The sequence below is a fragment of the Citrobacter freundii complex sp. 2025EL-00176 genome, assembly GCF_053309355.1.
The window spans coordinates 143,038-169,275 of the sequence record NZ_JBRYHT010000004.1 but is presented as its reverse complement, the minus strand read 5'-3'; the positions used below and the strand labels follow the sequence as shown (position 1 = coordinate 169,275).

General features: G+C 52.5%; 22 protein-coding genes. 8 read left to right on the top strand and 14 right to left on the bottom strand.

The annotated features are described in order from the left end of the window. Positions 1-20: 20 nt before the first annotated feature. The 7 genes from gudD to syd form a co-directional block, all read right to left on the bottom strand. Positions 21-1,361 carry a glucarate dehydratase gene (gene gudD, locus ACVXHP_RS11435; RefSeq protein WP_200009329.1) on the bottom strand — a complete coding sequence of 447 codons (1,341 nt, stop codon included), beginning with the start codon at positions 1,359-1,361 and terminating at the stop codon, positions 21-23. A gap of 21 nt (positions 1,362-1,382) precedes the next feature. Next, positions 1,383-2,723 carry an enolase C-terminal domain-like protein gene (locus ACVXHP_RS11430; RefSeq protein ID WP_447571488.1) on the bottom strand — a complete coding sequence of 447 codons (1,341 nt, stop codon included), beginning with the start codon at positions 2,721-2,723 and terminating at the stop codon, positions 1,383-1,385. 2 nt (positions 2,724-2,725) lie between these two features. Continuing rightward, on the bottom strand, positions 2,726-4,078 hold the full coding sequence (gene gudP / locus ACVXHP_RS11425) for a galactarate/glucarate/glycerate transporter GudP (RefSeq protein WP_200009331.1): 1,353 nt from the start codon (positions 4,076-4,078) through the stop codon (positions 2,726-2,728). Between the two features lie 342 nt (positions 4,079-4,420). Then, positions 4,421-4,870, bottom strand: a complete 450-nt coding sequence (locus ACVXHP_RS11420) for a flavodoxin (RefSeq protein WP_200009332.1) — start codon at positions 4,868-4,870, stop codon at positions 4,421-4,423. Positions 4,871-4,889: 19 nt separating this feature from the next. Then, positions 4,890-5,672, bottom strand: a complete 783-nt coding sequence (gene truC, locus ACVXHP_RS11415; protein ID WP_200009333.1) for a tRNA pseudouridine(65) synthase TruC — start codon at positions 5,670-5,672, stop codon at positions 4,890-4,892. Continuing rightward, positions 5,672-6,001, bottom strand: coding sequence for a YqcC family protein (locus ACVXHP_RS11410; protein ID WP_447571487.1), 330 nt, complete (start codon positions 5,999-6,001; stop codon positions 5,672-5,674). The genes truC and ACVXHP_RS11410 overlap by 1 nt, the downstream gene beginning before the upstream one ends. A gap of 632 nt (positions 6,002-6,633) precedes the next feature. Then, a complete protein-coding gene (gene syd / locus ACVXHP_RS11405; protein WP_447571486.1) occupies positions 6,634-7,179 on the bottom strand; it encodes a SecY-interacting protein in 546 nt (181 codons plus the stop codon). 68 nt (positions 7,180-7,247) lie between these two features. Between syd and queF the strand changes: the two genes are divergently transcribed. The 5 genes from queF to xni all read left to right on the top strand — a co-directional run bounded on the left by queF (position 7,248) and on the right by xni (position 13,773). After that, the gene (queF, locus tag ACVXHP_RS11400) at positions 7,248-8,096 is read left to right on the top strand and encodes an NADPH-dependent 7-cyano-7-deazaguanine reductase QueF (protein WP_304701977.1); all 849 of its coding nucleotides are present in this window, start codon (positions 7,248-7,250) and stop codon (positions 8,094-8,096) included. A 113-nt stretch (positions 8,097-8,209) separates the two neighbouring features. Beyond that, positions 8,210-9,574: a nucleotide 5'-monophosphate nucleosidase PpnN gene (gene ppnN / locus ACVXHP_RS11395; protein ID WP_165407050.1), complete on the top strand. Its 1,365-nt coding sequence runs from the start codon at positions 8,210-8,212 to the stop codon at positions 9,572-9,574. A 562-nt stretch (positions 9,575-10,136) separates the two neighbouring features. After that, positions 10,137-11,426, top strand: coding sequence for an HAAAP family serine/threonine permease (locus ACVXHP_RS11390; RefSeq protein ID WP_103769123.1), 1,290 nt, complete (start codon positions 10,137-10,139; stop codon positions 11,424-11,426). Between the two features lie 53 nt (positions 11,427-11,479). Beyond that, a complete protein-coding gene (locus ACVXHP_RS11385; protein WP_042310732.1) occupies positions 11,480-12,847 on the top strand; it encodes an L-serine ammonia-lyase in 1,368 nt (455 codons plus the stop codon). 170 nt (positions 12,848-13,017) lie between these two features. Beyond that, positions 13,018-13,773, top strand: a complete 756-nt coding sequence (gene xni, locus ACVXHP_RS11380; protein ID WP_200009337.1) for a flap endonuclease Xni — start codon at positions 13,018-13,020, stop codon at positions 13,771-13,773. A gap of 81 nt (positions 13,774-13,854) precedes the next feature. Here the strand turns inward: xni and fucO are convergent, their stop codons facing one another. From fucO to ACVXHP_RS11345, 7 genes are all read right to left on the bottom strand, one after another. Beyond that, positions 13,855-15,003 carry a lactaldehyde reductase gene (fucO, locus tag ACVXHP_RS11375; RefSeq protein WP_316129608.1) on the bottom strand — a complete coding sequence of 383 codons (1,149 nt, stop codon included), beginning with the start codon at positions 15,001-15,003 and terminating at the stop codon, positions 13,855-13,857. Positions 15,004-15,030: 27 nt separating this feature from the next. Then, entirely contained in the window at positions 15,031-15,678 is a 648-nt protein-coding gene (gene fucA, locus ACVXHP_RS11370) for an L-fuculose-phosphate aldolase (protein WP_447571485.1), read from the bottom strand. A gap of 142 nt (positions 15,679-15,820) precedes the next feature. Next, a complete protein-coding gene (locus ACVXHP_RS11365) occupies positions 15,821-16,819 on the bottom strand; it encodes a LacI family DNA-binding transcriptional regulator (RefSeq protein WP_200009339.1) in 999 nt (332 codons plus the stop codon). A 66-nt stretch (positions 16,820-16,885) separates the two neighbouring features. After that, on the bottom strand, positions 16,886-18,466 hold the full coding sequence (locus ACVXHP_RS11360; RefSeq protein WP_447571484.1) for an FGGY-family carbohydrate kinase: 1,581 nt from the start codon (positions 18,464-18,466) through the stop codon (positions 16,886-16,888). 53 nt (positions 18,467-18,519) lie between these two features. After that, complete coding sequence (locus ACVXHP_RS11355; RefSeq protein WP_316129610.1) at positions 18,520-19,470, bottom strand: ABC transporter substrate-binding protein; 951 nt, start codon at positions 19,468-19,470, stop codon at positions 18,520-18,522. 73 nt (positions 19,471-19,543) lie between these two features. Then, positions 19,544-20,527, bottom strand: a complete 984-nt coding sequence (locus ACVXHP_RS11350; RefSeq protein ID WP_087856949.1) for an ABC transporter permease — start codon at positions 20,525-20,527, stop codon at positions 19,544-19,546. Between the two features lie 3 nt (positions 20,528-20,530). Then, positions 20,531-22,030: a sugar ABC transporter ATP-binding protein gene (locus ACVXHP_RS11345; RefSeq protein WP_447571483.1), complete on the bottom strand. Its 1,500-nt coding sequence runs from the start codon at positions 22,028-22,030 to the stop codon at positions 20,531-20,533. Between the two features lie 465 nt (positions 22,031-22,495). Here ACVXHP_RS11345 and fucI point away from each other — a divergent pair, with 465 nt between their 5' ends. The 3 genes from fucI (at position 22,496) to fucU (ending at position 26,218) form a co-directional block, all read left to right on the top strand. Further along, the gene (gene fucI / locus ACVXHP_RS11340) at positions 22,496-24,271 is read left to right on the top strand and encodes an L-fucose isomerase (RefSeq protein WP_447571482.1); all 1,776 of its coding nucleotides are present in this window, start codon (positions 22,496-22,498) and stop codon (positions 24,269-24,271) included. A 104-nt stretch (positions 24,272-24,375) separates the two neighbouring features. After that, the gene (gene fucK / locus ACVXHP_RS11335; RefSeq protein ID WP_447571481.1) at positions 24,376-25,794 is read left to right on the top strand and encodes an L-fuculokinase; all 1,419 of its coding nucleotides are present in this window, start codon (positions 24,376-24,378) and stop codon (positions 25,792-25,794) included. 1 nt (position 25,795) lies between these two features. Further along, positions 25,796-26,218, top strand: a complete 423-nt coding sequence (gene fucU, locus ACVXHP_RS11330) for an L-fucose mutarotase (RefSeq protein WP_003840383.1) — start codon at positions 25,796-25,798, stop codon at positions 26,216-26,218. Positions 26,219-26,238: the final 20 nt, after the last annotated feature.

Below are 26,238 nucleotides of genomic sequence, written 5' to 3'. Positions count from 1 at the left end.
TGGGAGCGGTCCCAGTTCGCTTAGCGTACCATGCACGGGCGCTTATTATCAAACGTCCAGTTCGGGATCAGATACTGCATTCCCATCGCATCATCACGTGCACCTAATCCATGTTGCTGATACAGCTCATGCGCTTTCATCACCTGATCCATATCCAGCTCCACGCCCAGGCCCGGTTTCGCCGGAACTTGCACCATACCGCCCTTGATCTCAAAAGGTTCTTTGGTCAGGCGTTGGTTACCTTCCTGCCAGATCCAGTGAGTGTCGATAGCAGTAATTTTGCCTGGAGCCGCCGCCGCGACATGAGTAAACATCGCCAGCGAAATATCAAAGTGGTTGTTAGAGTGCGAGCCCCAGGTCAGCCCGAATTCATGGCACATCTGCGCCACGCGAACAGAACCCTGCATCGTCCAGAAGTGCGGATCCGCCAGCGGAATATCCACGGACTGCAACGACAGCGTATGCCCCATCTGACGCCAGTCGGTGGCGATCATATTGGTGGCGGTCGGCAGACCGGTAGCACGACGGAACTCCGCCATCACTTCACGACCGGAGAAGCCCTGCTCGGCGCCGCACGGATCTTCCGCATAGGCCAGCGATCCTTTCAGGTACTTACCAATTTTAATCGCTTCATTCAGCGACCATGCGCCGTTGGGATCGAGCGTGACGCGCGCCTGTGGAAAGCGTTTCGCCAGCGCGACAATAGACTCCGCTTCTTCTTCCCCGGCCAACACGCCGCCTTTCAGTTTGAAGTCGTTGAAACCATATTTCTCATACGCAGCTTCCGCCAGACGCACTACCGCATCCGGAGTCATCGCCTCTTCATGACGCAGGCGATACCAGTCGCATTTTTCATCCGGTTGGCTTTGATACGGCAGCGGCGTCGCTTTACGGTTGCCAACGAAGAACAGATAACCCAGCATTTCGACTTCGCTACGCTGCTGACCATCACCCAGCAGAGACGCGACGTTGACGCCCAGATGCTGACCTAACAGATCCAACATCGCCGCTTCGATCCCGGTAACTACATGAATAGTGGTACGTAAATCGAAGGTCTGCAAACCACGGCCACCGGCATCACGATCGGCAAATGTATTGCGTACCGCGTTCAGTACGTTTTTGTACTCACCCAGCGTTTTCCCCACCACCAGCGGAATGGCATCTTCCAGGGTCTGACGAATTTTTTCGCCGCCGGGAATTTCCCCAACCCCGGTATGACCAGAGTTATCTTTAATAATCACAATATTACGAGTGAAGAACGGGGCATGTGCGCCGCTCAGGTTCATCAGCATGCTGTCATGGCCCGCAACCGGGATCACCTGCATAGAGGTCACGACAGGGGTAGTAAATTGTGCGCTCATAATTAAATCCTTATTCAAAAATTAGTGGCGGCCGAAAACGGGGCGTTTACGGTCAAAAGTCCATCCGGGAATCAGGTACTGCATTGGGCCTGCGTCATTACGCGCGCCGCCGGGTAGCGCCTTATAAGCCTCATGCGCTTTCTGTATCTGATCCCAGTCCAGCTCCACGCCCAGACCGGGCGCATCGGGTACCGCAATTTTTCCGTTTTTAATCTCCAGCGGATTTTTGGTCAGGCGGCAATCGCCCTCCTGCCAGATCCAGTGGGTGTCGATAGCCGTCGGATTGCCCGGTGCCGCGGCGCCAACGTGGGTAAACATCGCCAACGAAATATCAAAATGGTTGTTGGAATGGCAGCCCCAGGTCAGGCCCCAGTCATCGCATAACTGTGCCACGCGCACCGCGCCGGAAAGGGTCCAGAAGTGCGGATCGGCCAGCGGAATATCTACTGAGTTCAGCATCACCGCATGGCCCATTTCGCGCCAGTTGGTGGCGATCATATTGGTCGCCACCGGCAGACCGGTCGCACGACGGAACTCGGCCATCACTTCGCGACCGGAAAAACCCTGTTCGGCACCGCACGGATCTTCGGCATAAGTCAGAACATCGTTCAGCCCTTTACACAGAGAGATGGCTTCATCCAGCAGCCAGGCGCCGTTGGGATCAACCGTAATACGCGCCTCCGGGAAGCGTTTTTTCAGCGCGCGAGCGGTGTCGATTTCTTGCTCACCGGGCAGTACGCCCCCCTTGAGTTTGAAATCTTTAAAGCCGTAACGATCCTGTGAGGCCTCTGCCAGGCGCACTACCGCTTCACTGTTCATCGCTTGCTGGTGACGAAGGCGATACCACTCATGGTGGCCCGGCGTGCTCTCCAGATACGGCAGATCGGTTTTGCTGCGATCGCCGATATAGAACAAATAGCCGAGCACAGTGACCGCATCGCGCTGCTTGCCAGGCCCTAACAGTTCACAAACCGGAACGTTCAGCGCCTTGCCCAGCAGGTCGAGCAATGCGGCTTCCAGCGCGGCCACCGCATTAACCCGCAGTTCAAAGGTCCAGGCACCTTTGCCGAAAGTGTCAAAATCAGCGGCCTGGTTGCCTTTATGCACCTGCTGAACCACTTTATTCAGACGCGCGATTTCCTGGCCCAACACCTGTGGGATTGCGTCCACCAGCGTCTGATAAATCACTTCGCCGCCCGGCGCTTCACCAACCCCGGTATTGCCGGCGTTATCGGTGAGCACCACGATATTGCGGGTAAAGTATGCGTTATGCGCACCGCCAATATTGAGCAACATGCTGTCATGACCGGCCACCGGGATGACCTTCATATCGGTAATAACGGGACTCGATTGTGTTGTCATCGTCATTGTCCTGCGACAGGTTTCAGTTCGATACGTTTAATATCACCCACCAGCACCAGATAGCTCACGACCGCAATCAGCGCATGTACCCCTACGTAAATCAACGCGCCGTTAAACGAGCCGGTAGTACCCACAATGTAGCCAATGGCAATTGGCGTGACGATGCCGGAAATGTTGCCAAACATATTGAACAGGCCGCCGCTCAGACCGCTGATCTCTTTTGGCGCGGTATCGGCCATCACCGCCCATCCCAACGCGCCGATGCCTTTGCCGAAGAAGGCCAGCGCCATAAAGCCGATGATCATCCACTCGACGTTGACGTAGTTACAGAACACCATCACCATCGATAGCAGCATCCCCATGACGATTGGCGTTTTACGCGCGATATTCAGCGAACCTGTACGGCGCATCAGCCAGTCGGAAATAATGCCGCCGAGCACGCCGCCCGCAAATCCGCAAATGGCCGGGACCGAGGCAACAAAGCCGGCTTTTAGAATCGACATCCCGCGGGCCTGCACCAGATAAACCGGGAACCAGGTGATAAAGAAGTAGGTCAGCGCGTTAATGCAGTATTGGCCGATATAAATACCAATCATCATCCGTGAACCCAGCAGCTGTTTGATCTGCCCCCACTTCACGCTGAACGGTACTTTAGCTTTGGCTGCCGCCTGATCCATATTGATCAGCGCTCCGCCTTCGGCAATGTACTCCAGCTCTTTTTGGTTCACGCCCGGATGCTGGTTCGGTTCATGAATCACCTTCAACCAGATAAAGCTGATAACAATCCCGAGACCGCCCATAAAGAAGAACACGTGTGACCAACCCACTTCATGGGTCAGCCAACCCATGATTGGCGCGAAGATAACGGTGGCAAAGTATTGCGCCGAGTTAAAGATAGCGACCGCCGTGCCCCTTTCCTGCGCCGGAAACCACGCCGCCACAATTCGACTGTTGCCGGGGAAAGAGGGGGCTTCGGCTAACCCTACGAGGAAGCGCAGGGTAAACAGCGCGATGATAATACCGAAGCCGCTAAAGATATCGACGAAGCCCTGCAGCAGGGTAAACATGGACCAGATAAAAATGGACCAGAAATAAACACGTTTGGAGCCGAAGCGATCGAGCAACCAGCCGCCGGGGATCTGGCCGATGACATACGCCCATGAGAAAGCGGAGAATACATACCCCATGCCTACCGCATCCAGGCCAATGTCTTTGGCCATCTCCGAACCGGCAATGGATAAGGTGGCGCGATCGCCGTAGTTGAAGGATGTGACGATAAACAGCATCACCACTATCCAGTAGCGAGCGTTAGTGCGTTTTTCCGCGCTGCTCGCCGCCTGACTTAATGAACTCATTGTTGCACTCCTGAATCCTGGCTTACGCCAGTTCATTCTGTACAGCACCTGTAGGGTGATCAGAATGAGAGGTTAGTGTGTGGCAGTTTTGGTACAGCTCAGGGCCGTTTTATTCTGACTCGCTGCCATTCCGGGAACTGACGGGAAAAGTATATGAAGGAGTGCCACTTTCCCTCACCGTGCATGAACACAACATTAGGGAGGCAGTGAGAAGTTGTTTGGGGCATAAGCCCAAAGCAGTGGAAGTTAGTTCACGTAATTGGGGTTTTATTGCCGGGTGGCGGCTTCGCCTGACCCGGCCTACGGTTCAAAGGGGGATTACATGCCCGTACGGGCGAGGGGTTATTTAAGCAAGGTTCCCCAGTTTTCTACCCAGGGATTAGATTCGCTTTCCGGTTCAGGATTCTCGCTGGCATCAATCAGCAGCATTTCACCTACGCGCTGCGCGCTTTGTTCCTGTAACAGCGCATCGAACTGCTTGCCGCCATTGCAAAAATTAACGTAGCTGCTGTCGCCAAGCGCAATGACGCCGTAACGCAGATTAGGCTGGAAACCGAGATTATCTTTGATTCCCTGAAACAGCGGCACGATGCTATCCGGCAGATCGCCCTGCCCGGTCGTTGAGGTCACCACCAATGCATATTTATCCTGATAAGCCTGCCAGTCGGTAAGCTCCGGGTCTTCAAATACCGTGGCTTTATGGCCCTGCGCAGTTAAAATCGCCTCGGCCTCTTCGGCAACCAGCAGCGCGTTTCCATACATCGTGCCGACAAAAATTCCAATTTCCGCCATAACCTTTATCTCCAGGGACTTAAGAATCTATCTGTTCATCCTGACCTGACAGCCCGCTGAACTCAACCCTTTCATTCTCAGGGAGAAGTCCGCGCCAGCCAAACTGTGATAGCGCCTGCATCCAGACGTCATCCAGCCCGGCGCGAATCACCAGCGGTTCGCCAGTGAAGGGATGAGTCAGCTCAAGCTGACTGGCATGCAGCATCAAGCGCTGACAGCCGAAATGCTCTGCGGCGCTGCGGTTTTGCCGTAAATCACCATGCTTGCTGTCGCCAATAATCGGATGGCGTAAGTGAGCCAAATGGCGTCTGAGCTGGTGCTTACGACCGGTCTGAGGCTCCAGCTCCACCAGCCCGTAACGGGTGGTGGGGTAGCGCCCCGTCGCCACCGGCATTTCTACCGTAGCGAGACCGCGATAATGGGTGACCGCAGGCTGCGGCTCTTTATCCTCACGGGCAAATTTATCGGCTATCTTATCCAGTTCTTCCACCAGCGGGTAATCCAGCACGGCGTCGTCCATCAGCCAGCCACGCACAATCGCATGATAGCGTTTCTGCATTTGATGATGTTCAAACTGCTGAGACAGCAACCGCCCGGCTTCGCTGGACAGCCCCATCAGCAGCACGCCGGAGGTCGGTCTGTCGAGTCGGTGGGCGGTAAACACGTGCTGACCAATCTGGTCGCGAACCGTTTGCATCACCACCACTTTCTCATCGCGGTCGAGCCAACTACGGTGAACCAGCCAACCAGAAGGTTTATTGACCGCAACCAGCCATTCGTCCTGATACAGAATCTCCAGCATCAGGCGTTATCACTTGTAAATAGCGCATCCAGTTCCTGCAATGCCGTCAGGAGAATGTCGCGTTGCGGGTGATCGGCTGTCAGCACCATTTCGTAATACGGTGCGATAGCAAAAGCCTGCGGCAGCGGCTGCGCATTATCAAGCAGCGTATGCATGCGGGGAATCAACACCCACTGCAGCCATTCAACCGGCTCCATGGTATCCATACAAAAAGGCTGCGTGCTGGTAAACAGATGCTCTGCTGGCGCGTCCATCCGCCAGTGATGATGTTCACGCAGTAGCGCTTCAAGCGCGTGTAACTGCTGGCGCACACGGTCATGAGTCGTCATGAAATTAACCTCAATGATGAAAAATCTGGCGCGAAGAATAGCACTAGTGAAGGGGAAATAAAAAAAGGGAGCACTGTAAAAACAGTGCTCCCGGTTCGTTTCGCAGCAATCCAGCTACTTTTGGTGCTCCCTGCTCATCCGTGACAACTTTTCCTGTGGTCTTGCGACCTTGTTCATCCTGAACTTTTGCATCCTGCTCACATCACCCCGATGTGAAAACTTCATCCTGAAGTGTCCTGGCCATCCTGACCCGCCGAACATCCTGACCGGCTCTCATTCTCCATCCTGGAGGTGTCCTTTAACGCATCCCGCGCTTTCCGCTTTGCTCCATCCTGAAGCCTGTCCTTGTAACACCATCCTGGTGTGTCCTGCCGAAGAGCCATCATCCTGATGTTCACTTCGTTGTGCGACTCCTTGTCGACGGATATAGAATCGCCTGTTTCGCTTTGTCTTACAAGATACTTACAGACTTACCCTTAAGATAATTTTCATATGAAAGTTGACAATAAAACATTAACAAATTGAATTATAAATAATTATTAGCTTTTCAATTCATTAAGTCTTCACTTATTACCTGGCAATGTCCTACAGGGTTTGTAAGAGATCTCTCACACGATTGAGGGCAAACTGGATTACAGAACTGGCTTAAGTTGAGTGAGGAATTCCGCAAGCGAGGCCGCCAGCACCGTACGTTGACGGGTGCCCAGCGTTTCTTTGCACACTTCACCGGACAGATTACACACCGAGATGACATCAAGTTCGTTGTCCTGCGTGGCAATAAAAAGCGTCGGCGAGAGCTTGAGTCGCTTTTGCGTAACCAGGTGACCAATCAGGTTTTCCTGGACGCGCCTGAAGTCATCCTCACTCCAGGTTTGCAGCAACGTCAGCTTTTCATTGGCAAACTGCGCGTGCATATCCCCGGCAAACTGGGTGGTGTAAAAAGCGTGAACGGCAGGTTGTATCACAATGTCAAAGGCACGTTCAACCGCATTGACGTTTTTTTCGCCGGCAAAAGGCTGAGGTTGCCAGTACACCGCATCGTTCGTGGAAGAAATGATGCACGGTGAAGGTACGCCATACAGCTCTTCGCTGAGCGGCCAGCTGTTGTTTTTGTCATGCCACGCGTCGCAATAACGCGTCGTAAAGGCTGTCAACGCCTGCGCTGTCAATTCGTCCACTGATTTCTCTCTTCACAAAAGCCAGGATACACTTGTCGCATAGTGTATCTGGTTTATGACGGTGAAACATGTCTTCTTATGAAAATCATCGGGCGCTTGACGGCCTGACGCTCGGTAAATCAACGGATTACCGGGACAATTACGATGCCAGCCTGTTGCAGGGCGTTCCGCGCAGTCTCAACCGCGACCCGCTGGATCTAAAGGCCGATAATCTGCCTTTTCACGGTGCCGATATCTGGACGCTGTATGAACTGTCGTGGCTGAATGCCAACGGCTTACCGCAGGTGGCGGTCGGTCATGTGGAGCTGGATTACACCAGCGTAAATCTGATTGAATCGAAAAGCTTTAAGCTGTACCTGAACAGTTTTAACCAGACGCGTTTTGACTCCTGGGACGCGGTACGCCAGACGCTGGAAAACGATCTGCGTGCCTGCGCTCAGGGCGATGTCAGCGTGGCGCTATACCGCCTTGACGAACTGGAAGGACAGCCGATTGCCCACTTTAACGGTACCTGTATCGACAATCAGGATATCGTCATTGATAACTACCAGTTCAGCACTGAGTATCTGGAAAACGCCGCCAGCGGCGAAAAAGCGGTGGAAGAGACGCTGGTCAGCCATCTGCTGAAATCCAACTGTCTGATCACCCACCAGCCCGACTGGGGCTCCATACAAATTCAGTATCGTGGACGCAAAATCGACAGGGAGAAGCTGCTGCGTTATCTGGTCTCCTTCCGCCACCATAATGAATTTCACGAGCAGTGCGTGGAGCGTATTTTCAATGACATTCTGCGCTTCTGCCAGCCGGAGAAACTGAGCGTCTACGCGCGCTACACGCGACGTGGCGGTCTGGACATTAACCCATGGCGCACCAACACCGATTTCACGCCAGCGACAGGCCGACTGGTACGTCAGTAATCTTTTTTCTCAATTTTGCGTGTCGGATTCCGCGCGCAAGGTTGTGAAAGGCCATCAGCCAGGGCTATTGTAACCACCAGGGAATGACGTTTTGCGTCCCATAAGGAGTCTACTTGATTACACATATTAGCCCACTTGGCTCAATGGACATGTTGTCGCAGTTGGAAGTCGAATTGCTTAAACGCACGGCCAGCAGCGACCTGTATCAACTGTTTCGTAACTGTTCACTTGCCGTTCTGAACTCCGGCAGTCTGACCGACAACAGCAAAGAACTGCTGTCCCGCTTTGAAAGTTTCGACATTAACGTGCTGCGCCGCGAACGAGGCGTGAAGCTGGAACTGATTAATCCGCCTGAAGATGCGTTTGTTGATGGGCGCATCATTCGTGCGCTGCAGGCCAACCTGTTTGCCGTGCTGCGCGACATTCTGTTCGTCAATGGTCAGATCCACAACGCCGGTCGTTTTCAGCATCTGGATCTCGAAAGCTCGGTGCATATTACCAACCTGGTGTTCTCTATCCTGCGTAACGCCCGGGCGCTTCATGTCGGTGAAGCGCCGAACATGGTGGTCTGCTGGGGCGGTCACTCAATCAACGAAAATGAATACCTGTATGCGCGTCGCGTCGGTACCCAGTTGGGCCTGCGTGAGTTGAATATCTGTACCGGCTGCGGTCCGGGAGCGATGGAAGCGCCAATGAAAGGCGCAGCGGTCGGTCACGCCCAGCAACGTTACAAAGACAGCCGCTTTATTGGTATGACCGAACCGTCAATCATCGCCGCTGAGCCGCCTAACCCGCTGGTCAACGAACTGATCATCATGCCGGACATTGAAAAGCGTCTGGAAGCGTTCGTGCGTATCGCCCACGGTATTATCATCTTCCCGGGTGGTGTTGGGACAGCGGAAGAGCTGTTGTATCTGCTGGGGATCCTGATGAACCCGGCTAACAAAGATCAGGTGCTACCGCTGATTTTGACCGGACCAAAAGAGAGCGCCGATTACTTCCGCGTGCTGGACGAATTTATCGTGCACACGCTGGGGGAAGATGCCCGCAGACACTATCGCATTATCATTGACGATGCGGCGGAAGTTGCGCGCTTGATGAAAAAAGCGATGCCGCTGGTAAAAGAGAACCGCCGCGACACCGGAGATGCCTACAGCTTTAACTGGTCGATTCGTATCGCACCTGATTTGCAGATGCCGTTCGAGCCGTCTCATGAAAACATGGCTAACCTGAAACTGTATCCGGATCAACCCGTTGAAGTTCTGGCGGCCGACCTGCGTCGCGCATTCTCGGGTATTGTGGCCGGTAACGTGAAAGAGGTCGGTATTCGCGCCATCGAAGAGTTTGGCCCGTACAAAATCCACGGTGACCGCGAAATGATGCGCCGCATGGACGATCTCCTGCAGGGCTTCGTTGCGCAGCATCGTATGAAGTTACCAGGCTCCGCCTACATCCCTTGCTACGAGATCTGCGCCTGACCTTCAACACCCGTTAGCAGACGCTATCGCGGTGACAGTTTTGTCCATACGAAAGCCGGGTTTGGCGCAGTCGCCTCCCGGCTTTTTTTAGTGATACCAGTCACATAGCTCAGACGATTATATAAATACCAATGATGTATCGTTAAAAATAACGCGCCACGCAAACGATTACCTTTAAAAACCAACCGTGATTTATCTTAGGAAATTATTATTAGTTGCCAAAATCCTCTAAAAACAACAGTTTTTACAGCGCAACGCTCGTATCTTCGCGCCTTCGCTTTCATGAGATATGTCGTTAATGTTAGCCTCTGCGCCCGTAAATTCGCTTTGACTATTTTTTAACAGATTAATGGTCCAAATTTATCCACATAAAAGGTGGATTATTGCATTTGGGATCGCGATCACTGATACATTCATTACTAAAATGTATCTTTCCGCCCGCAAATTATTACGGCGAAAAATTATATAAAAAATCGCTCAACGAATTTCGATTTACAGTCGGGTTCTTTCTCATTGGATTGACCCCAAACCCGACTTTTTAAGCTTCCTCCAGGAGAAATAGATGGAAAACACTCAAACCAGCACTATCGTTACGGGTCAGACCCGCAGCGCATGGCGCAAGACTGACACCATGTGGATGCTGGGCCTTTACGGCACGGCGATTGGCGCGGGTGTATTGTTCCTGCCGATTAACGCAGGCGTAGGCGGTATGATCCCGCTGATCATCATGGCGATCCTTGCCTTCCCGATGACCTTCTTTGCACACCGTGGCCTGACCCGCTTCGTGTTGTCCGGTAAAAATCCGGGTGAAGACATTACTGAAGTTGTAGAAGAACACTTTGGCGTTGGCGCGGGTAAACTGATTACCCTGCTCTACTTCTTCGCTATCTACCCGATTCTGTTGGTTTACAGCGTAGCAATCACCAACACCGTTGAAAGCTTCCTGACTCACCAGTTGGCGATTACACCACCGCCGCGTGCAATCCTGTCTCTGATCCTGATTGTCGGTATGATGACCATCGTGCGCTTCGGTGAGCAGATGATCGTTAAGGCGATGAGCATCCTGGTATTCCCGTTTGTTGCCGCGCTGATGCTGCTGGCGCTGTATCTGATCCCTCAGTGGAGCGGTGCGATTCTGGAAACCATGTCTTTTGACTCTGCGGCAACCACCGGCAACGGCCTGCTGTTGACCCTGTGGCTGGCAATTCCGGTAATGGTGTTCTCCTTCAACCACTCCCCGATCATCTCCTCCTTCGCCGTGGCGAAGCGTGAAGAGTATGGTGATGAAGCTGAGAAGAAATGCTCTAAGATTCTGGCATTCGCTCACATCATGATGGTACTGACCGTCATGTTCTTCGTCTTCAGCTGTGTGTTCAGCCTGACTCCGGCGGACCTGGCAGCAGCGAAAGAGCAGAACATCTCCATTCTGTCTTACCTGGCGAACCACTTTAACGCGCCGATTATTGCCTGGATGGCACCGATCATCGCGATTATCGCTATCACCAAATCCTTCCTCGGCCACTACCTGGGCGCACGTGAAGGCTTCAACGGGATGGTGATTAAGTCTCTGCGCGGCAAAGGCAAAACCATCGAAATCAACAAACTGAACAAGATCACTGCGCTGTTCATGCTGGTAACCACCTGGATTGTGGCAACGCTGAACCCGAGCATCCTCGGAATGATTGAGACCCTGGGTGGCCCGATCATCGCGATGATTCTGTTCCTGATGCCGATGTATGCGATTCAGAAAGTACCGGCAATGCGTAAATACAGCGGCCATATCAGCAACGTCTTCGTTGTGATTATGGGCCTGATCGCTATCTCCGCTATTTTCTACTCTCTGTTCAGTTAATTCCCCTGCGCCGCTCCTCGGGGCGGCGCACCTCGATACACAATGGACGCCTCATGATTAGCGTATTCGATATTTTCAAAATCGGCATTGGCCCTTCCAGCTCCCATACTGTTGGCCCGATGAAAGCAGGCAAACAATTCACGGATGACCTGATTGCACGCGGAATTCTCACTGACGTAACCCGCGTAGTGGTTGATGTTTATGGCTCTTTGTCCCTGACGGGGAAAGGTCACCATACCGACATCGCGATTATTATGGGTCTGGCGGGTAATCTGCCGGATACCGTAGACATTGATGCCATCCCGGCCTTTATCCAGGATGTGAACACTCATGGGCGTTTGCTGTTGGCAGACGGTCAACATGAGGTCGAATTCCCGGTCGACAAGTGCATGAATTTCCATACGGACAATCTGTCCCTGCACGAAAACGGGATGCGTATTACCGCTCTGGCGGGCGAAAAAGCCATTTACAGCCAGACTTACTATTCTATTGGCGGTGGGTTCATCGTTGATGAAGAACACTTTGGTTTACCGAACAACTCTCCAGTAAACGTACCGTATCCGTATAAATCTGCGGCGGATTTGCAACGTCATTGCCAGGAAACCGGCCTGTCGCTTTCCGGTCTGATGATGCAAAACGAACTGGCGCTGCACAGCAAAGAAGAGCTGGAACAGCACTTTGCCAACGTCTGGGAAGTGATGCGTAGCGGGATTGAGCGCGGGATCACCACCGAGGGCGTATTGCCGGGTAAACTGCGTGTTCCGCGTCGTGCGGCGGCGCTACGGCGTATGCTGGTCAGTAGTGACAAAACCACCACTGACCCGATGGCGGTTGTTGACTGGATCAACATGTTCGCGCTGGCCGTGAACGAAGAAAATGCTGCCGGTGGACGTGTGGTTACCGCGCCAACCAACGGCGCATGCGGGATTGTTCCTGCCGTGCTGGCGTACTACGACAAGTTTATCCGTGAAGTGAACGCTAACTCGCTGGCACGCTACATGCTGGTCGCGAGCGCCATCGGTTCACTGTACAAGATGAACGCCTCTATCTCTGGCGCCGAAGTCGGCTGTCAGGGTGAAGTCGGCGTAGCCTGCTCCATGGCAGCGGCTGGTCTGGCTGAACTGCTGGGCGGTAGCCCAACGCAGGTATGCATCGCGGCGGAAATCGGTATGGAACACAACCTGGGTCTGACCTGCGATCCGGTTGCCGGCCAGGTTCAGGTACCGTGCATTGAGCGTAATGCCATTGCTTCGGTTAAAGCGGTCAACGCCGCGCGTATGGCGCTGCGCCGTACCAGCGAACCGCGCGTGTGCCTCGATAAAGTCATTGAGACCATGTACGAAACCGGGAAAGACATGAATGCCAAATACCGCGAAACCTCTCGCGGCGGTCTGGCGATGAAGATTGTCACCTGCGATTAATTCTTAGCACATTTTAGGATCGGTAGGCCGGATAAGGCGCTCGCCGCCATCCGGCTTTTATTGCCTGATGGCGCTTCGCTTATCAGGCCTACGGATAGCCCTATTTCGCAATGCTCGCCTCCCCCCGCCGTGAATGTTACCCTACAGCCTGATTTGTTAGGGAGAACACCGTGGCCGTCCACCTGCTCATTGTCGATGCACTGAATCTTATCCGCCGTATTCACGCCGTACAGGGTTCCCCCTGCGTGGAGACGTGCCAGCACGCGCTCGATCAATTAATTGTGCACAGTCAGCCTACGCACGCCGTGGCGGTATTTGATGATGAAGCGCGCAATAGCGGCTGGCGTCACCAAAGACTGCCTGACTACAAAGCCGGTCGCCCACCGATGCCAGATGACTTGCATCAGGAAATGCCCGCCTTACGCGCCGCTTTTGAACAGCGCGGCGTCTGCTGCTGGGTCTCCAGCGGTAATGAAGCCGACGATTTAGCCGCTACTCTGGCGATTAAAGTCTGCCAGGCAGGACATCAGGCCACCATCGTCTCCACCGATAAAGGCTACTGTCAGTTGCTCTCCCCGACGCTGCGTATTCGCGACTATTTTCAGAAGCGCTGGCTGGACGCGCCGTTCATTGAGAAAGAGTTTGGCGTGCTGCCGCAACAACTGCCCGATTACTGGGGGCTGGCCGGGATAAGCAGTTCAAAGGTTCCTGGCGTGGCAGGTATTGGACCTAAAAGCGCCACACAATTGCTGACGCAGTTTCCAACGCTGGAAAGCATTTACGCGCATCTTGATGAGGTGCCGGAAAAGTGGCGCAAGAAACTTGAGATGCATAAAGAAATGGCGTTTCTGTGTCGGGACATCGCGCGACTGCAAACGGACTTACATATCGACGGAAACCTACAGCAGCTCCGGCTGACGCGGTAGTCTTACCGCAGGATGGCGGTGTAAACACCTTATCCGGCCTACTTATCGTACAACTCTGTAGGCCGGATAAACACCGGGTGATTACCAGGCGGTATGGTACAGCTCAATGATATCGCCCAGGCTCGCTTCACGCGGATTTCCCCCGGTACAGACATCATCAAATGCAGCCTGCGCCAGCGCAGGAATATCCTCTTTGCGCACGCCAACATCGCGCAGGTGAAGCGGGATCCCAACATCCCGGTTAAGGGCAAATACCGCGTCCACTGCCGCTTTCCGTGCTTCTGCCAGCGTCAGTCCTTCAACTTTCACGCCCATCACCCGGGCAATATCGCGGAATTTCTCCCCGGTATATTCGGCGTTATAGTGCATTACATGCGGCAGCAAAATGGCATTCGCGACGCCGTGCGGGGTGTTATAAAACGCGCCCAGCGGGTGCGCCATACCATGCACTAATCCCAGGCCAACGTTGGAAAAACCCATTCCGGCAACGTACTGGCCCAGCGCCATCGCTTCACCCGCCTGGCTGTCGCCCGCGACCGATCCGCGTAAAGCCCCGGCAATAATTTCAATCGCTTTAATGTGCAGCGCATCGGTAAGCGCCCACGCAGCTCGCGTGATATACCCTTCAATGGCATGAGTCAGGGCATCCACACCCGTGGCCGCTTTTAACGCCGCAGGCATGCCGTCCATCATGTCAGCATCGATAAACGCCACCTGCGGAATATCGTGTGGATCGACGCAAACAAACTTACGCCGGTTTTCTTCATCCGTGATCACGTAGTTAATGGTCACTTCCGCCGCCGTCCCTGCTGTGGTTGGGATAGCCATAACCGGCACGCTCGGACAGCGCGTCGGGGATAATCCTTCGAGACTGCGCACATCCGCAAACTCAGGGTTATTGTGGATAATGCCAATCGCTTTACAGGTATCCTGCGGGGAGCCTCCGCCAATGGCTACCAGATAGTCTGCGCCACTTTGCTGAAAGACCCCCAATCCTTCCTGTACCACCGCAATGGTTGGGTTAGGAATAACGCCCGAATAGATTTCCCACGCCAGACCTGCAGCGTCCATCCGGGACGTTACCTTCTCAACAACACCGCACCGTACCAGATTCTCATCGGTCACAATCAGCGCCTTGCGATAACCACGACGGATGACTTCATCGGTTAATGCACCAACAGCTCCCCGGCCAAACCATGCCGTTTCGTTCAGAATCATTCTGTTCGCCATCGTATTTCTCCTTTTCGCTATGCGAAATTACTCTTCAATTCGTAATCCGTAAGATTTGAATTTCTCCAGCACAATCGCGATCTCCTCATCGTCCAACACCGGAACCGGATCAACAATGGCCAGGGTGCTCAGATAAAGGCGCGCCAGAACTTCTACTTCATGCGCCAACCACAGTGCTTTTTCCAAATTTGCTTCACAAGCAATCAGCCCATGGTGCTGTAAAAGCGTTGCCTTACGGTTTTTCAGGGCGACGCTCACATGCTCTGACAGCTCCCGTGTACCAAACGTCGCATAAGGCGCACACGGAATAGAGTTTCCCCCCGCCGCCGCAATCATGTAATGGATTGCCGGGATTGGACGATTGAGAATCGAAACGGCCGTACAGTGCACAGCATGGTTATGGACGACCGCATTCGCGTCCGGACGCGCCTGGTAAGCCGCCAGGTGAAAACGCCATTCGCTGGAGGGTAACTGACCTTTATCATATTTTCCGTCGTTATCTACATACACGATCATGTTTTCAGTAAGTCTTTCATAAGGAATACCGCTGGGCGTGATCAACATCCCATTCTCATATCGCGCACTCACATTCCCCGCCGTCCCCTGATTTAATCCAAGGCTGGTCATTTCAAGACAGGTTTCAATGATTTCTCGTGACAAACGCATTCTTTCCATAATGATTCTCCGGGTACAGTTTCTCCTCGTCTTTAATTGCGAAAAATGTAGCCGCAGAGTAAGACGGGTCAGTTTTTAGATATGGGCAGCCACTGAATATGTTGATTCAGATTCAGTTGGCCGATTTATTTATCGCAACGTATTATTGTTGTCTTACGCGCTTAATAAGTTTCATCGGAACTTTTACAGTTTCTTTAATAGGTTGGTCGTCAATGGCACTCATCATCATATCGAATGCTTTTTCCGCCCAAACATTTTCATCCTGCTGCATTGACCAGACATTATTGGCGAGAAATCCCAGCATCGGATGTTCATCGAATGTGCCAATATTAATATCAGGTGAAATTATGCCGAAACGATGGCGAATCGCGTTAATAGCACCTTCCAGTACGGGTAATGATGAGGCAATAAACGCCTGTGGCCGCCCCTGTTCACCAATCAATCTGTCCATCAGTTGAAAGCCACCTTCAGGGGTGTTGTCAGGACCTTCACGTACCCAGTCACGGTGACAAATACCATTATTCTTCAAAGAATTAAGATAACCTTGCAAACGGTCGCCAATACTGGGTAATCCGGTATCTCCAACTAAAAACCAGATTGGAGCCTTTCCAGCATCAAACAAACTTTGCGTCAACTTTTCGCCGCCTAAAATATTATGACTTTCAACCAGTGCGTTATCGGTATACTTAAAATCACGGTCCAGTAGCACCATCGGTTTTCTGACCTGGCGTAAATGGTGCTGCTGATTTTCTAATGTTGAGGGAACAATAAAAAGGCCATCAACATTGCGAGCGATTAACGCTTTGGTCAATTTGTTTTCGTAATCAACATCATCATAGGTACAGCTAATCATTAACTGATAACCGGAGCGACGACAGCGTTGCTCAAGTTTCTCGGCGAGAGTGGCAAAGAAGACGTTGGAAATATTGGGAACAATCAGTCCCAACGTGTCCGTTTTATTCAATTTCAGGCTGCGGGCTGAATGGTTTATGACGTAACCATAGCGCTCAACATATTCATTAATACGCGTTTGGGTTTTGACACTGATTCGATATTGCTCTGCTTTCCCGTTCAGCACCAGTCGTACGGTCGTAACCGATAAATTCAGATCGCTGGCTATCTGTTCTACTGTTTTAGCCATTTATATGCCCCAGTCCACATCCCAAAACGTCAATCTCCAATCATAAAAGTATTTTAAACTTTTGTCTTACTGCATAAGTTGATTAATCGCCTGCTGCTGATCCCACATCATCAGATAAGCCTGATATTTGCGGTCATAGAAGTCCCGCCGCGCCGGATTAGCCTTAATAACCTCGCCGGAGCGAACCATCGCCTGGCATGCCGATGGAATATTTGCCCACGCGCCGCTTGCTACCGCGCCGGTGATAGCGGCCCCTAACGTCACCGCATCTTCCTCCTGCATAAGATGAATATCGCATCCGGTAGCATCGGCATACTCCCGCATCCACAACGGGTTATGCGTTGCGCCGCCGCACAGCGCCAGCCGAGAAATGGTATGACCGTTTTCGCGCATCACTTCCATAATGTGCCGCGTACCGCAGGCGATCGCCTGTAATGTCGCCAGGTACAGGCGAGCAACCTGCATCTCGCCTCGCTCAAGGGTCAAACCGCAGACGCTGCCCCGGGCATCGGGTCGCGCGCGGGGGGAGCGATTGCCATGGTGATCGGCAAGCACATGCAAATAACGACCAGGCTCAAACTCCTTCCTCTCAAGTTCCGCAACCCATTCGTTGACTAAAACGATCGGATGGCAACCCCGCGCCTCGGCCTTATGAAACAGCTCCGCACTCGCGCCTGATTCCTGGAGCGTCCAGTCGACCAATGCCCCAGCGGCGCTTTGCCCTCCCTCTGTCAACCAGTAGCCAGGCAGCATGGCAGACCAATACGGTCCCCATACGCCCGGTGTATAAATTTCCTGTTCGCTGCACAGCATATGGCAGTTTGACGTTCCGCTAATCAACGCTAGCGTTCCCGCAGGCTCAATGCCAGCAAGCGCCAAACCACCTGCATGGGCATCAATCATCCCACTGGCGACGACTACCGCAGTCGTCAGCCCCAGCGCCTGGGCCGCATCGGCGCTAAGCGTTCCCACGGCAGCACCAGGCGGAAGAATATGCGACGGGATTTTGCCCAACAAATCCGTTAATTCAACGGCGTCGAGCAGGGAGTGGCTGAAGCGTTGTTCATGGGCCAGATAGTTCCATTTGCAGGTTAGCGTGCACAAACCTGCAACATCCGTGGCGGTAGCCTTAGAGACCAGAAAGTCCGCTAAATCGTAAAAACGATGCGCACTGTGCCAGGTCGCAGGAAAGTGTTTTTTTAGCCACAGCACTTTGGGAAGCTCCATTTCGACGCTGACTTCGCCGCCAACGTAACGCAGAGCCGGATCCTGCGTAGCGTTAATATGCTGAGCTTCTTGCACCGCGCGATGATCCATCCACATGATGATGTTATGGTCTGATGGTTCGCCTGGTGAAACCGCCAGGCCCTGCCCCTGCTCGTCGAGAGCCACCAATGAACAAGTGGCATCGAATCCCAGGGAACGGATATCCTCAGTGCGGATCCCGGATGACGATACCGCCCCCTTAACCGCATGGCAAACCTGCTGCCAGATTTCAGCAGATGACTGCTCAACCCGATCGGGTCCGGGTCGAAACTGCGAGACAGGGCGTGTCGCAAAGGCCAGACGTTTGCCGCTGGCATCGAAAACACCCGCCCTGACACTGGCAGAGCCGACATCCACACCGAGGAAATATCCACTGCTCATAGTAACTCCCTGACATTAGCGAATAGTGGGGCGAGTACCTCGCCCCAACGGTCTTATTTTTTACCGAATGGGTGTAACAGCTTGTCAATTTCTGGGGTATCAATGTTCTTCGCACTAACGAATTTCACAGGAATATCAATCTCTTTTGGTACAGACTGACCGGATACCGCCGCATTCAGCGTCTTGATACCCTGATAGCCAATCTGGTAGGCGTCCTGCACAACAAAGCCCTGAATCACCCCGGACTTCAGGAAGGCAATAATGGCCTCGGTGCTATCAAAACCAATCACCTTCACTTTGCCTTTTAGGTTTTGACTATCAATCGCGTTTGCTACGCCGAGTGTTGAGCCCTCATTAGTGCCATAAATCCCTGCAATATCAGGGTTGGCCTGGATCATATCGATGGTTTTATCCATCGCTTTTTGCGGATCGCCATCGCTGTACTGGACCGGTAGCACCTTGATATCCGGATATTTCTCCTTCATGCGGGCAATAAACCCTTCTGAACGCTCAATCGCGGAGGAGGTCCCTGCTACGTGCGCAATAATGCCCACTTTTCCTTTGCTGCCCACTTCCGCTGCCAGCGCGTCTGCCGCTTCAGCCCCGGCTTTACGGTTATTCGTGGCGACAAAACTGACCGGAATATCAGAGTTCACACCGGAGTCAAAGGTCACAACTTTAATGCCGCGTGAATTTGCGGTCTCTACTAATGGCGCAAGCGCATTGGCATCTAACGCCGCCAGCAAGAGTCCATTGGGTTTTTGCGCCATCGCGTTTTCAACTAACTGAATCTGCTCAGCAATCTGAGTTTCATCCGCCGGGCCCACATAGCTGGTTTTATCACCCAACTCTTTTGCTGCCGCTTCCGTCCCCATTTTTACGGTTTGCCAGAATTCATGCTGGAAACCTTTACTGACCACGGGAAGGTTCATATCTTTAGCCAAAACGCTGGATGTCATACAGGCCAGCAGGGATAACGCATAGACAAAATTCCTGGTTCTCATTGTTTTACTCCGTTCTGAGTGAGTCACCCTAAACGTCAGGGTTATGATGTCCCGTGACTTCCGGGAGCGTAAATCAACGAATTTTTTTGCGTAATGTGTCGAGATAAACCGCAGCAATGACCACGACACCCATGGCCACCATTTGCCAGAACTGGGAAACCCCCATCAGGTTCAGACCATTTTTCAACACGCTCATAATGAATGCGCCAATGATAGTGCCGCCGATGGTGCCAATCCCGCCCATCAGGCTGGTACCGCCAATAACGACCGCCGCGATGGCCTCCAGTTCATAGCCCACGCCGACCGTCGGCTGCCCGGAGTTTAAACGAGAGGCGAGAATAACCCCGGCAATCCCGGTCAGCAGACCACAAAAGGCGTAGACGAAAATTTTCACGCGCTGAACTTTAATCCCGGAAAGATGTGCCGCCACCTCATTACTGCCCACCGCGTAAACATAGCGGCCTATCACCGTTTTCTTCAGGATGTACGCGGCGATGAGCGCCACCACCACCAGGTAAAAGACGGGATAGGGCAGCACATCAAACAACCGTCCCTGGGCCAGCATTTTGAAGGTGGGGTAATCAGCGAAGTAAATCGCGCGACCATCGGTCATCACCATATTGATACCTCTGACGGACATCATCAGACCCAGCGTGGCGATAAAAGGTGGAATGGTCATTTTGGTGACCAGCAGGCCATTGATATAGCCGCATAATCCGCCAGCCAGTACACCCGCAAGAATACAGACGGGCAGAGGCAGACCTAGCGTGGCGCAAATACCTACCGCGACACCAGAAAATGCCACGACTGAACCGAGAGAAAGGTCGATCCCTGAAGTGATAATGACGAAGGTAACGCCAATCGCCATAATGCCAATCACCGAGGTTTGCAGGGCAATTGTCATAATGTTTTCAGTGTTAAAGAAAAATGGCGAACCAAAACTAAAAAATATCACCAAAATAATCAGACTTAAAAGCGGCGCCAGGCGCATTAAAAGTTCTTTGTTAATTTTTATTTTCTTATTATTGCTGTCTGAAGAGGTTACAGAGATAGTCATAAGTTAGTCCTCTAACGTCGCATATTGCATGATTTTTTCTTGTGTGGCGTCATCAGAAGCTAGCTCCCCGGTAATACGCCCATTACGCATCACTAAAATGCGATCGCACATACCCAGCACTTCCGGTAATTCAGAGGAGATCATGATAATTGATTTCCCTTTTGCCACCAGCCGATTCATTAATTCATAAATTTCAAGTTTGGCCCCCACATCAATCCCGCGAGTGGGTTCATCAAAGATGAGAATATCGGTGTCTTTACACACCCATCGGGCAATAATAATTTTCTGCTGATTACCACCACTTAAATTCAATGCAGCTTGCTCTAAATGTGGTGTTTTAATGCGTAGGGCTTTAACCTGTTCCGCGCTGGTTTTCTGGCAACGTGTGCTGTCCACATTGCCAAAACGATCGGAATACTCAGGATAATTGCCCAACATAATATTGCGCTCAACGGACAGTCCTAATGCCAGCCCCTCTTTTTTCCTGTCCTCGGTTAAATAGCTGATACCCTGTTGGATAGCATCAGGAATATCTTTAATCACCGTCACTTTACCGTTCAGCTTAAGGGTTCCACCATCAATGGGATCCGCGCCAAAAATCGCCCGCGCCAATTCAGTACGCCCTGCGCCCATCAGGCCGGCGAAGCCCAGGATTTCTCCTTGATACAGCGTGAAATCGATATTGTGCAATACACCATTGCGCGTCAGCCCGCTCACTTCCAACACAGGTTTACGTTGAGCCAAAGGTTCACGGCGAGGATAAATATTACCGAGATCACGCCCAACCATCATGGCAATCAGGTCGCTAATCTTGACCGCATCATAATCCACGGTGGCAATAAACTGCCCATCACGCATTACCGTAGCGCGATCGGCTATCAGCGCCAGTTCCTCCAGTCGGTGCGAAATGTAAACAATGCCAGTCCCCTGTTCTTTCAACAAACGGGTTACCTGAAACAAGCTGTCGATTTCCGTTTCCGTCAGTGCCGCCGTAGGTTCATCCATAATAAGAATCTTGGCATTGACCGATATCGCTTTAGCTATCTCAACCATTTGTTGTTGAGCAACGGTCAAATCGGCAACCAGCGTGTCTGGGGCGATATTCAGGTTTAACTTTTGCAAAATATCGATAGCAGCCTGTCGCTGTTGTTTTTCATCCAGACGCCAGCGATTATTTTTGCAAAACTCCCTGCCAATAAATATATTTTCTTCAACGGTGAGTTCAGGGAAGAGGTTAAATTCCTGATGAATAATCGTGATACCTGCACTTTGTGCACTTAACGGGTTAGCGAAAGTAACCGGCTGCCCCTCAAAAATAATATCCCCTTCATCAGGCTGATAAACTCCGGATAAGATCTTCATCAACGTTGATTTTCCTGCGCCATTCTCACCCAGCAGCGCATGAACCTCACCTTTGTGTAAAGCAAAACCCACATTACTCAACGCTAATACGCCGGGAAAACGTTTCGTAATATGACTCATCTGTAAAAATGTTTCAGACATTGCTGCTTTCCTCAATATACAGAAACTGCAGTCAGTGAATCAGGCGAAAACAAGATTGCCAGAGAGCCATCGTCACCGTTAATGCGAATACTACTTACAAGTTCATATGCGTTTCATCAATCATGCTAACTCGAGTTAGCGAAGTGCCTTTTAAAGCTATTTTAGCTACTCAAATTAGCCAAATCATTTGGTTTAAAACTGTGATGCTGAACAGACAATTTATTACAATCATATGATTTAAAAGATTTTTATTAAAAATCTGCGTATTTGTTTATTTGACGCAGATCGAATTTTAACCACTTCTCGTGAAGCCTCTCACAGTTCCACAACAAAAAAGTTGTGTAAAAAACTCTCCAATACCTAAGCTAACTCGAGTTAGCAAAAATGAGTAATTCAGCCAACTGCGACGGTGGTGTCCAACATCCGCTTTTGCAGCACGGCACAAAGTGAGATGAGGAACCTCGAATGAGAAATAATAGCTTACCGAAGATTGGTATCCGTCCGGTTATTGATGGTCGTCGTATGGGGGTACGTGAGTCGCTTGAAGAGCAAACCATGAATATGGCGAAAGCCACCGCCGCGCTTATTATGGAAAAACTTCGCCATGCCTGTGGCGCACAAATTGAATGTGTCATTGCCGACACCTGTATCGCCGGTCTGGCGGAATCCGCAGCCTGTGAAGAAAAGTTCAGCAGCCAAAATGTTGGCGTAACGATTACCGTTACCCCGTGCTGGTGCTACGGCAGCGAAACCATCGACATGGATCCGATGCGTCCGAAAGCTATCTGGGGCTTTAACGGTACAGAACGCCCTGGCGCCGTCTATCTTGCTGCCGCGCTGGCTGCGCATAATCAAAAAGGTCTTCCCGCGTTCTCCATTTACGGTCACGACGTACAGGATGCCGGCGACACCACCATCCCCGCCGATGTCGAGGAAAAACTGCTGCGTTTCACCCGGGCGGGCTTAGCCGTTGCCAGTATGAAAGGTAAAAGCTATTTATCCGTCGGCGGCGTTTCTATGGGCATCGCCGGTTCTATTGTCGATCATAACTTCTTTGAATCCTGGCTGGGCATGAAGGTTCAACCTGTTGATATGACTGAACTTCGCCGTCGCATTGATCAAAAAATTTATGACGAAGCTGAACTGGATATCGCACTGGCGTGGGCAGACAAGCATTTCCGCTACGGTGAAGATCAGAACGCCCAACAGTATAAGCGTAACGAAGAACAGAGCCGCGCGGTACTGAAAGAAAGCCTGCTGATGGCGATGTGCATCCGCGACATGATGCAAGGCAACCAGAAGTTGGCAGACAAAGGTCGTGTTGAAGAATCACTGGGTTACAACGCGATTGCCGCGGGCTTCCAGGGCCAGCGTCACTGGACGGATCAATATCCAAACGGCGACACTGCCGAAGCACTGCTGAATAGCTCCTTCGACTGGAATGGCGTGCGTGAGCCGTTCGTTGTCGCGACTGAAAACGACAGTCTCAACGGCGTAGCAATGCTGTTTGGTCATCAGCTCACCGGTACAGCACAGGTTTTTGCTGATGTGCGCACCTACTGGTCGCCAGAGGCGGTGGAGCGTGTCACGGGTAAACCGCTGACCGGGCTTGCTGAGCACGGCATTATTCACCTGATCAACTCTGGATCGGCTGCCCTGGATGGTTCCTGCAAACAGCGCGATGGCGCAGGTAAACCAACCATGAAGCCGCACTGGGAAATTTCGCAGAAAGAGGCCGATGATTGTCTGGCGGCGACCGAATGGTGTCCGGCTATCCATGAATACTTCCGCGGCGGCGGTTACTCCTCTCGCTTCCTGACCGAGGGTGGCGTGCCATTCACTATGACTCGTATCAATATTATCAAAGGGTTAGGACCAGTACTACAAATCGCTGAAGGCTGGAGCGTGGAGTTACCAAAAGAGGTGCATGCTCAGCTTGATGCGCGTACCAACTCTACCTGGCCGACCACCTGGTTTGCGCCGCGCTTAACCGGTAAAGGTCCATTCAGCGATGTCTATTCCGTCATGGCTAACTGGGGCGCAAACCACGGTGTGCTGACGATTGGTCACGTCGGCGCAGATTTTATTACGCTTGCCGCTATGCTGCGTATTCCGGTTTGTATGCACAACGTGGAAGACGAAAAAATCTATCGTCCTTCAGCCTGGGCAGCCCACGGTATGGATAGTGAAGGCCAGGATTATCGTGCCTGCCAAAACTATGGCCCACTGTATAAGCGTTAATGCGACTCCGCCCGGTGGCGCAAGCTTACCGGGCCTACAGGAGCACAACGTGTAGGCCGGATAAGGCGCTTACGCCGCCATCCGGCAACGTTTGGGGAGCGATTATGAAACAAGACGTTATTCTGGTCCTCGACTGTGGCGCAACCAACGTGCGGGCCATTGCCGTTGACCAACAGGGAAAAATTATCGCCCGCGCCTCAACGCCCAACGCCAGTGATATTGCCGCGGAGAACAGTACCTGGCATCAGTGGTCGCTGGAGGCCATTTTGCAACGCTTCGCCGCCTGCTGTCAGCGGCTCTCCACGCAACTGGCCAATTGCCGTATCTGTGGGATCGCTGTCACCACCTTCGGCGTAGACGGTGCGCTGGTCGATCAACACGGCAAACAGTTATATCCGGTGATCAGTTGGAAATGCCCGCGCACCGCAGCAGTGATGGAAAATATCCATCGTTACATGTCACCGCAGCAACTGCAGGAAATCTCCGGCGTCGGCGCGTTCTGCTTCAACACGCTGTATAAACTGGTGTGGCTGCAAGAAAACCACCCACAACTGCTCGAACAGGCACACGCCTGGCTGTTTATTTCGTCGCTTATCAACCACCGTTTAACCGGCGAGTTCACCACAGATATCACCATGGCGGGCACCAGCCAGATGCTGAACATCCAGCAGCGCGATTTCAGTGATGACATTTTGCAGGCAACCGGCATACCGCGCCGACTGTTTCCACGTCTGGTGGAAGCAGGCGAACAGATTGGGGTCCTGCAACCCGAGGCCGCCAGCCAGCTCGGACTGCCAGTGGGTATTCCGGTGATATCTGCCGGGCACGACACGCAGTTTGCGCTCTTTGGCGCGGGTGCTCAGCCAGACGAACCGGTGCTCTCTTCCGGTACATGGGAAATTCTGATGGTACGCAGTGCGCAGGTGGACACCTCTCTGCTCAGCCGTTATGCGGGTTCCACTTGTGAATTAGACAGCCATGCCGGACTGTATAATCCCGGCATGCAGTGGCTGGCTTCCGGCGTACTCGAATGGGTGCGTAAGCTGTTTTGGACAGCCGAAACGCCCTGGCAGACGTTGATTGACGAAGCCCACTCCATTCCTGCTGGCGCAGAAGGCGTCAAGATGCACTGCAACCTGCTGGCCTCTCAGGATGCGGGCTGGCAAGGGGTTACGCTCAATACCACCCGCGGGCATTTTTATCGCGCCGCGCTGGAAGGACTGACAGAACAGTTGCAGCGGAATTTACACACGCTGGAAAAAATCGGTCATTTCCAGGCCACTGAATTGTTATTGGTTGGCGGGGGCAGCCGTAACGCATTGTGGAACCAGATAAAAGCTAACGTTCTCGGGATCCCTGTCAAAGTGCTGGATGACGCCGAAACCACCGTGGCAGGTGCCGCGATGTTTGCCTGGTCAGGCATTGGTGAATTTACCTCCCCGGAACAGGCTCGTGCACAGGTGCGCTACCAGTACCGTTACTTCTATCCGCAAACCGAATCCGAACTGACAGGAGTCGAGTAACATGCTCAAAACGATATCACCCTTAATTTCTCCCGATCTGCTGAAAGTGCTGGCTGAGATGGGGCACGGCGATGAGATTATCTTTTCCGATGCCCATTTTCCGGCTCACAGCATGGGGCCGCAGGTGATTCGCGCCGACGGTCTGCTGGTCAGCGACCTACTGCAGGCGATTATTCCGCTTTTTGAACTGGACAGCTACGCCCCGCCGCTGGTGATGATGGCCGCAGTAGAAGGCGACGCTCTCGATCCTGACGTCGAGGCTCGCTATCGTCAGGCGCTTTCCTTGCAGGCCCCTTGCCCAGACATCACGCGTATTGACCGCTATGCCTTTTACGAACGCGCGCAAAAGGCGTTTGCGATCGTTATCACAGGGGAGCGGGCAAAGTACGGGAATATTCTTTTAAAAAAAGGGGTAACGCCGTAATCTCTGGTCAGAATGCCCGT